This is a genomic window from Mycobacterium sp. (assembly GCF_035314905.1).
Classification (GTDB): Bacteria; Actinomycetota; Actinomycetes; order Mycobacteriales; family Mycobacteriaceae; genus Mycobacterium.
Genome location: NZ_DATFYW010000224.1, coordinates 1 through 8,954 on the forward strand (window position 1 = coordinate 1; position 8,954 = coordinate 8,954).

Genomic DNA, 8,954 nt, shown 5'->3' on the forward strand with positions numbered 1-8,954 from the left:
CTGATCGTTGTCGGCGAGCACGGAAGCCTTGGCCTGTGGCCGGCTGGAGGCTGCGATCTGCAGTGGTGGTTCGACTTGCCATGGTCGGCCGACTTCGTCAGACCGAAACGTCCGATCGACACGATCCGGTCCCATTTCACAGGATGGTCCGACTTGGCAGATCGAGTACTCGCGACATTGACCGACGACGATCTGGCCCGTTCGCCGTTCCCACATTTTCGGCATCCGATTGCCCGCACGCCGGGCCAAGGCGCGTTGACGTTGCTCGGCGATGCCGCACACACGATGCCGCCCACCGCCGCGCAGGGGGCCAATCAGGCGCTGCTCGACACCATGGTGTTGTGCAAGGCACTTTCGGGTTTCCGGATAGGAATGAACAGCAGCAACAGTGATCTGTCGAGCGCGCTGCGCTGGTACGAGAACACCAGGCGACGCAAGGTCAAGGCCGTGTCCTGGGTCGCGTCGCTGCAGGTGTCCCACCGTGAGTCCGTGCTGAGACCGGCGGCGATGATCCCCGACCGGTTCATGACCTGGGCACTGACGATGTTTCTGCGTTCGGTAAGTCACCGCCGGATGTCCGCGAAGATCAGCCGAAACCTCGGGGCCGCGGCGAGTACTCACCTCTCGCCGACGGCGATGAAAGAGTCGCCCGACACTACCCCGATTGACACCTCTCTACCCGGTGTGTCCGCTGCTGACCATCGATTTGTGGAGGTGAGGTGATGGCGATGACCGCCAAGGTTCCACCCGCCAAGCTGGCCCGCGTTGTCGAGTGGATCCGCCACCACCTGTATCGGCTCCATCAACGGCTGACACCCGCGCCGGCGGCGATGATGGAGACAATCCTTGCCACCTGGACGTCGCAGGCGATCACGGTGGCGGTCCAACTCGGCGTCGCCGATGCCCTCGCCAATGGGCCGCTGCGGATCGACCAGTTGGCGGCCCGGGTGGACGCGGACGCCGACGCGCTGGGCCGGCTGCTGCGGGCGTTGATCAGCCGGGGCATCTTCCGTCATCGCCGCGACGGCCGCTATGAGCTCAATTCCCCTGCCGGCACGCTGCGTTCCGACGCACCGGTGTCGATGACTTGGGCGGCGCGGTTCTACGGGTCGCGGGAGCAGCGCGAACGCTGGACCCTGCTGGTGGAATCCATCCGAACCGGGAATGCGGTGGTGGCGGCATTGCACGGCAAGGAAAGCTTCGAATACTTCGCCGAGCAGCCCGAGCATGCCGAACTCTTCACCCAGACCATGACGAGTATTTCGGAGTTGACGACGGCGCCCGTGGTCGCCGGCTACGACTTCAGCGCCCACCCCACGATCGTCGACGTCGGCGGCGGGCACGGCACCCTGCTGGCCTCCATCCTGGCGGCGGCGCCGGCTTAGCAGGGCGTCCTGTACGACCTGTCGCGGGTCGTCGCGAGCGCCCCGAGCCTGTTGCGCAAGCACAATGTCACCGACCGGGTGCGGATCGCGGCGGGGTCGTTTTTCGACAGCGTTCCCGGCGGTGGTGACGCCTACGTCCTCAAGAACATCATCCACGACTGGCCCGACGAGAAGGCGGTGCAGATCCTGCGTAATGTTCGCGCGACAGCCGGCCCGGAAGCCACGGTGTTGCTGGTCGAGTTCGTGATCCCCAATCACGACCGTGACTTCCCGGAAAAATGGGTTGATCTGGAGATGCTGCTGAATTTGGGGGCCCGCGAACGCACTGCGGCCGAGTACCGCGACCTGCTCACCCAAGCCGGATTCCGGATGACACGGGTGGTGCAAACCGCGTCACCCCTCAGCGTGGTCGAGGACAGAGCCGCGTAACTACGACGACCGGATGACCGGGCGCCGGCGAGCCGGGGCGGCTGCACGGTCCCGATCCGCCGACCCTTTACGGCGGCTCCCAGCGCGCCGAGGATCTGCGGTGGTGGGCCGATCGGATCCTGGACTGGAACCCAGGGCCACGAGGTGCTCGCGTACTTGCCCAACGACGGTGACGGCAATGCGGTGTGTGAGCGACCGGCAGCGGGTATGCCGCCACGATGGATGCACCCGGCGTAATCGTGATCGGTAGCGGACCCGCGGGCGTGAGCGCCGCCGAAGCGTTTCGTGCCCACGATGAAATCCGGCCGGTGCGGATCTTCACCGAAGACCCGGACCTTCCGTACGCGCGACCCCCGTTGAGCAAGGAATACCTGCGCGGCGACACCGACGACGTTGCACTGCATCCCCCGCAGTGGTTTCGTGAGCGCTCCATCGAGGTAGTGGACGGGGCGACCCTCGAGCACATAGATGTAGCCGGGCGCCGCGTCACGGCCGGCGGGACCTCGGTCCCCTACGAGACGCTGGTGCTCGCCTGTGGCGCCAGACCGACGCCGCTGCCGATCCCCGGCGGCGATGCGGCGCTGCAACTGCGGTCGCTCGCCGACGCCACCCGGTTGCGCCGGGCGGGCGCACAGGCGTCCTCCGCGGTGGTCATCGGTGCCGGATTCATCGGCTGCGAAGCCGCGGCTTCCCTTGCACTGCAGGGGGTCACGGTGACCCTGGTCGCCCCCGACACCGTCCCGCAGGAACAGCGTCTCGGCGCCGAGGCCGGCGAACGGCTGTTGGGGTTACTCAATGCGGCGGGCGTCCGCTATGCCGGCGGGGTCGCCGTCCAGGCAATCGACGGGCGGGCGGTCCTCTTCGACAACGGTGTCACGCTCGACACCGACCTGGTGCTCGCCGCGACCGGGGTGACGCCCAACAGCGAAGCTGCGCAGGCGGCCGGCCTACGAGTGGAGCAGTCCCGCATCGTTGTCGGGGCCGATATGCGCACGTCGGCCGAAGGGGTCTTCGCCGCCGGCGACGTCGCATGGGCGTTCAACACCACCGCGGGTCGTCCCCTGGCGGTCGAGCATTGGCAGGATGCGATCGACCAGGGCACGGTAGCCGGCACCGGAGCAGCAGGTGGGTCGGCGAAGTGGGATAGCCTGCCGGGTTTTTGGACCACGATCGGCGACACCACGATCAAGTACCACGCCTGGGGTGACGGCTATCAGCGCAGCCGACTGCTGAGCCGCGACCACGGCTTCACCGTCTGGTATGAGACTGACGGCGCCGCGGTCGGCGTGTTGACGTGCAACGCCGACGGCGACTATGACCTGGGTGAGACCCTGATCGCCGAGGGCCGCCCGGTGCCGGTACCGCTGGACTGAGCCGGTGTCAGTGGTTGCAAATCTGATCAGCTTGTCTTTGGTCAATCGCGAATAGCCTGACACGCCAAGCTCCTTGGCACAGCGGCCGTATTGGCCGCAGCGGACGTGTCGCGCGCCGCGGCGGCTTTGGCCGGTCTACTCGGCAGCGGATCACTCTGCACGGCAGAGGCTTCCGTGCGTCATCACGAGGAAACTGAACTGGCCTGGGATTTGGTGGCCGCGATCGAACCGACGCTATCGGCTCGAGTAGTTCGTCGCTGACCGGCTGGATGCACGTTACTGTCGAGATTGTGCGACCGTGCGCACTAAGCTGACCGCACGATGGGCATCATGCACGCGATTGGCCCCGCGCGCCTGCGCGCACCCCGGGTGTTTGCGCGCTCAAGGGACAAAGCCGCGGCGCGTCAACGGGGCCCAACGTTCATCAGCTGGACCGCCGTCGCGATGATGACGGTTGGCGCCGTCGGCTACCTCGGCTCCGCGCCGGCCCTGTCGGTGTTCGGACTGGCCTCAGTGTTTCTGTATGTGCTGCCGGCGATCGTGTTTCTGTTGCCCGCGTCGCTGGTCTCCGCCGAGCTGGCCTCGGGGTGGCAGGGCGGCGTCTACAACTGGGTGCGCGAGGGCATCTCCGCGCCGATGGGGCTGCTCGCAGTGTGGTGCCAGTTCGCGCAGACCATTTTCTACTACCCGGCCCTGCTGGCCTACGTGGCCGGGACGCTGGCCTACGTGATCGACCCGAGCCTCGCCAACAACGGCGTCTACACCGCGGTGATCATCGTCGTGCTGTTCTGGGGCAGCGTGCTGGTGTCGTCTCGCGGGCCCGGATTGGTGGCCAAGCTCGCCTCGAGCGGCACCCTGATCGGAACCCTGATTCCCGGGGCGCTGCTTATCGTTCTCGGCATGATCTATCTGCTGCAGGGCAACCATTCGGCGGCGCCGATGGACGTTCACCACGTCCTGCCGGCATGGAACGGGCTGGCGAGCATCGTGCTGATCGTCAACAGTTTCTTCACCTACGCCGGTGTCGAGGTCAACGCCGTACACGTCGACGAGCTGCGCGACCCGGGCCGAGAGTTCCCGAAGGCCATGTTCGTCGCCTCGATACTCGTCGTCGCCGTCTTCGTTTTCCCCACACTGGCGATCTCATGGGTAATCCCCGCGCAGACGATCAGCCTCACGGCCGGGTTGATGCAGGCCTTCGATGCCCTACTCAAGCACCTCCATCTCGGGTTCGCGCTGCCCGTGGTCGCGCTCGCGCTGGCGATTGGGGCCCTCGGCGGAATGATCGCCTGGCTTGACGGCCCGTCCGAGGGGCTGCTCAGGATCGGACGCGAACAGGGCTACCTTCCCCGGTACTTCCAGAAGGTCAACGATGAGGGCATCCAGCTGCACATCCTCATCGCACAAGGCGTCGTGATAACTGTCATCGGCTTCCTCTATGCGGTGATCCCGAATGTCAACAGCGCGTACTGGATATTCGCCGCGATGGCCACCCAGGTCTACCTGATCATGTACGGGCTGATGTTCATTGCCGCAATCAGGCTGCGGCGCAGGCAACCCGACCATCCCCGTGGGTACAGGGCACCCGCGCTCGGCCTGCAGTGCGCACTCGGAGCGGCGTCATCGGTGGCCGCGTTCCTGATCGGCTTCGTGCCACCATCACAGTTCGGCCACGCGAACCCCCTGCTATACGGGCTGCTGATCCTGGCCGGGATTCTCGCGCTCGGGGTGCTCCCACCGCTGCTGCTCGAGTGGCGGCGCAAGCCGGACTGGAAGGCGTCGGGGGAGGCGGGAACGGCGGGGTAAGCCTGGCCGGCATCCGCCTCCAGCTGCATCTCCGCTCGATCTCACGACGGCCGTGCCGCAACGAGCCCAAGCACTGCGCAAGCAGGTTACCGGTAGGCAGACCGAAACCGGCTGGGCGGGCTAAAGCCTTTCTGCGCCGGGCACGGCGCCCGTGGGTTCCACGGCGTTTTGCTCGCGGGCGGCCGAGCCGCGACCAAGCGCGATGGTGGCGGCCGCCATCGCGAGCGCGGCCAGCGGAAGCACCGCCGCCGCGGGCCCGCTCACCGCAAAGTACTCGCCCAGCACGGCGATCCCGAGCAGCGATGCGCTCAGGGGTTCCACCACCAGCATGGCCGGGACCGACGTTTCCAACACTCCGGCGCGAAAAGCCGACTGCTGCAACATCATTGCCAGCACAGCGAGCACAACCAGCAGATAGGGAGCGGGCACCGACAACAGCGCCGGCAGGCCGCCCTCGGTGAGACGGTGCATCGACATTTTCGTCAGCACCGCGACCGTTCCGAACAACGCCCCCACCGCGACCCCCAGCAGCACGGCCCGTTGCCGACCACCGACACGAGCGGCCACGGCCACACACGCTGCCACGGAAGGCACCATCACCACCGTCACCAGCGTCCACGCCGGCACCGGTGGACGGTAATGACCGCCGCGCGGCTGCCCCACCAACACGAACACCGCCAGTGCGATGGTGAGCAGCAGCGCCCAACCCCAGTCACTGTGGCGGACGCGGCGATGAGACAGCCCCGCGCTCATCGGCAACGCGAACAGCAGCGCCGACACCAACAACGGCTGCACCAGCAGCAGAGATCCCTTCGATAAGGCCAACGCCTGACAGACATAGCCGGCCAACGCGGCCGCGGTTCCGGCCCACCACATTCGGTTGCGCACGACCGCCCTGGCGCTCACCACCTCGTCGGGGACGTCGGCCGTGGCGCGTTGCCGGATCACGATGCCCAGAGCCGCGAAGAACGGGGCGAGCAGCGCCATCAGCACAGCCAGCAGATCTCGCGACTTCAACTCTCCCGCTTCTTCGTGTACGCAGCCGATCGGCGATGCTCGATGTGCCCACCCGAACGGCGATTGCTCTGCGATCCTTCCCCGTTTACCCACCACTGCGTGCGCCGTACCCCGGCGATGTCTGGTTTCGGGGAGCCCGCTTGCCAGATCACCGCCGCCGACGGCGCGCTCGCCAAACACGCCGTCATGCTCGAACACCCCCTTGATGATCTCGTTGCCGCTGTGCGCAACTCGCCAGCCAATCGACAGACCGCATCGAATGCCCAGAGCCACTAGGTATTCCCGGCTACACGCCAGGAAGCCAGCCACCTCAACGCCAGTTACGTCCGGATACGCCTCAAAGCGCCCGGGTCGGGTCGGCCAGGCTCACAACAGTTTTCGTGTGTCACGGCGGCGATCGGCGGCGAGCGCCTGTTCCCGCGCGAACAGCAGGCCGTAGGTGAAGCCATTCTCGCCGGGCGTGGTGCCCGCCCAAACATGGTCGTGCCGTGGCGCCCTTCCCGCACCGGCCGATCGCGAACCGCGAGCGCCTGGTCGGCGCAGTCAGGTGATGTATTCACGATGGTGCCGCGGGTAGAGGCCAGGCCAAGCCCGCGTGGGACCGCAGCGCAGCGCAGGAGACCGGCCATGAGCGGCATCGACAAGGCGAAAAACAAGTTGGTAAAGCCACCGGCGACCGCCACACTCGGGTCTGAGGAGTGGTCACGCACGATCACCGTGTGCGGCGATCACAACGCACCCCGGCAAGCCACCGCCATCGGCGAGTTGGCAACGCTTCAGCCCGATAATGAGATCCGGAGGATGACCCGTGGCTTGCGGCCTCGCGCCACGATCATTTCGACCAGCGTGACGACGCGGTACTCCGGGCCGTACTTACGACGGATCTGCGTCTCAAGGCGATTCACCGTCGCCGGGTCGGTGATGATCTGCGCGGTGCCCTCGACGGGCACAACGCCGTGGCGGACCTTGCCGGTACGGCCGCTCGGTGCCAGCAGGACGCGGGGATTGTTGCGGACCCGTTTGACCTTCCAGCTATCGGCCGGCGTCCACACGAACAGGTCGCCGCCGTCACGGCCGATCCACATCGGCGCTGACACGCCCTCGCCGCTGCGTTTGAACGTGGTGAGCGAGACGAAACGGTGCTCGCTGAGTGAGGTTGTCGGGTCGTTCGTCATGGCTTCCTCCGGTCCGGTCGTCGCCGTGTCCTCCCGAGTAATCGATGGGTACTCGTCGAGGATCTTGTGGCGCTGAATGTGCTGAATGTGTGGTCCCTAATTTCCGGCGCGGTCAGGATCATCGCGTGGCGATCACGCCGTCGATGAGCAAGTCGAGCATGCGTTGAGCCTGGTCGGAGGAGCGGCTGGCCAGGAAGATGCCCAGCAGGCTTGACGCCACATCGTCGGCGCACACGTCGGTCCGCTGGCTGGCCCAGTGTGGCCGTCGGCGTCAACCCGTATTTGTGGCATATTGATGGCATGAACCGCATACGCTTGAGCACTACTGTGGACGCCGAGCTGCTGAGCAGTGCGCGCAGTTTGCGGTCGGGGATCAGTGACGCGGCCCTCATCGATGAGGCCCTGGGGGCATTGCTCGCCCGTCATCGATCGGCCGAGGTGGACGCGAGCTATGCAGCCTACGACGAGCACCCGGCTGAGGAACCCGACGAGTGGGGCGACCTGGCCTCGTGGCGGCGGGCGGTCGGCGCCACCTGATTGCGCTTCCGGCACGCGGGGAGGTGTGGTGGTGCGAGATGGCCGAGATCGGCCGGCGCCCAGTCGTTGTGCTGTCGCGGGAAGTAGCGATCCCTCGGCTTCGACGCACGCTCGTCGCACCCTGCACAACGACCATTCGTGGACTGGCCAGCGAGGTTGTTCTGGAACCCGATTCCGACCCTATCCCCCGCCGTTCGGCAGTGAACCTGGACTCGGTCGAAAGTGTCTCGGTCACAGTACTGGTCAGCCGGCTTGGCCGGCTTGCCGACACCAGAATGCGCGCCATCTGCGCAGCCCTCGAGGTCGCGGTCGACTGCTCTCGATGACAGGGTGGGATCGGGTGATCAGTGCCCTGAGCACCGACACCAGCGGGTCGTGCGGGGAATCGCCGCCGTATACGAAGGCGCCGCGTTGGGCGTGACACGAGACTGTGTGGGCCGCGCCGTGCAGGTAGCCGCCGTCGCCGGGCATCGGCGACGAGCGCCGATGACGGTCGCCGTGGCCAGGCTGAGGAAAGGCAAGGCGACCGTCTCGTCGGCTGTTACAGCGGAATCCAGATGCCGAAGAACCAGAAGCCCCACTGCTGGAATCCCGGGTCAAACACCGGGTTGACCTGCTGGCCGTAGTAGTCGAACGGCGGCGGAGGAGGTGCCCACGGGGGCGGGGGCGGTCCCTGCCACGGGGGCGGCGGGGGCGGACCGAATCCCCACGGCGGCGGCCCTTGGCCCCACGGCGGTGGGTGGCCCCGCCAGCCTTGGTCGTCGGGTCGACCCCAGTTTCCGGGACCGCCGCCGGGGCCGCCCGGGCCGCCCTGCTGGGGCGGCGGAGGTCCACCAGGGCCGCCAGGTCCATGGAAGTCTCCCGGGCCCCCGGGCCAACCTGGTCCGCCCTGCGGCGGCGGCGGTCCACCAGGCCCGCCAGGTCCATGGAAGTCTCCCTGCGGGCCCCCGGGCCCACCTGGTCCGCCCTGCGGTGGCGGAGGTCCACCATGGTCGCCGGGTCCGCCCGGTCCGCCACACTGAGAACCGGGGGGCCCACCGCATGGGCCGCCAGGTGGGTCCGCGTATGCCATGCCCGCGCCCAGGCCCAAAACGGCCAGGCCCAAGCCACCCGCGAGAGAGGCTCCCGCGAGTCGTTTCTTCAGGTTCATCGTGCAGACTCCTTATCTCCGTCGACATCTCTGTGTCGACCTCGTCGGGTACCGGGACTGTGAAGCCGCCGATGCAGGCACC

At 67.1% G+C, this 8,954-nt stretch carries 5 protein-coding genes and 3 pseudogenes; 6 read left to right on the forward strand and 2 right to left on the reverse strand.

The genetic code is table 11. The features are described from left to right. The 4 genes and pseudogenes from VKG81_RS19760 to VKG81_RS19775 form a co-directional block, all read left to right on the forward strand. Positions 1-624 (forward strand): annotated as a pseudogene (locus tag VKG81_RS19760) (FAD-dependent oxidoreductase); the annotation flags it as partial. A gap of 98 nt (positions 625-722) precedes the next feature. Beyond that, positions 723-1,814 (forward strand): annotated as a pseudogene (locus VKG81_RS19765) (methyltransferase). 218 nt (positions 1,815-2,032) lie between these two features. Further along, entirely contained in the window at positions 2,033-3,187 is a 1,155-nt protein-coding gene (locus VKG81_RS19770; RefSeq protein ID WP_324398427.1) for an NAD(P)/FAD-dependent oxidoreductase, read from the forward strand. Positions 3,188-3,517: 330 nt separating this feature from the next. Then, on the forward strand, positions 3,518-4,993 hold the full coding sequence (locus tag VKG81_RS19775; protein ID WP_324398428.1) for an APC family permease: 1,476 nt from the start codon (positions 3,518-3,520) through the stop codon (positions 4,991-4,993). A 120-nt stretch (positions 4,994-5,113) separates the two neighbouring features. On the opposite strand, the gene VKG81_RS19780 is transcribed toward VKG81_RS19775, so the two are convergent. Further along, entirely contained in the window at positions 5,114-6,010 is an 897-nt protein-coding gene (locus VKG81_RS19780; RefSeq protein WP_324398429.1) for a DMT family transporter, read from the reverse strand. 776 nt (positions 6,011-6,786) lie between these two features. Continuing rightward, on the reverse strand, positions 6,787-7,185 hold the full coding sequence (locus VKG81_RS19785; RefSeq protein WP_324398430.1) for a PPOX class F420-dependent oxidoreductase: 399 nt from the start codon (positions 7,183-7,185) through the stop codon (positions 6,787-6,789). Positions 7,186-7,461: 276 nt separating this feature from the next. On the opposite strand from VKG81_RS19785, the pseudogene VKG81_RS19795 reads away from it, so the two are divergent. Next, positions 7,462-7,722, forward strand: a pseudogene (locus tag VKG81_RS19795) (antitoxin); the annotation flags it as partial. Beyond that, complete coding sequence (locus VKG81_RS19800; RefSeq protein ID WP_324398432.1) at positions 7,719-8,048, forward strand: type II toxin-antitoxin system PemK/MazF family toxin; 330 nt, start codon at positions 7,719-7,721, stop codon at positions 8,046-8,048. The pseudogene VKG81_RS19795 and the gene VKG81_RS19800, both read left to right, overlap by 4 nt. Positions 8,049-8,954 lie beyond the last annotated feature (906 nt).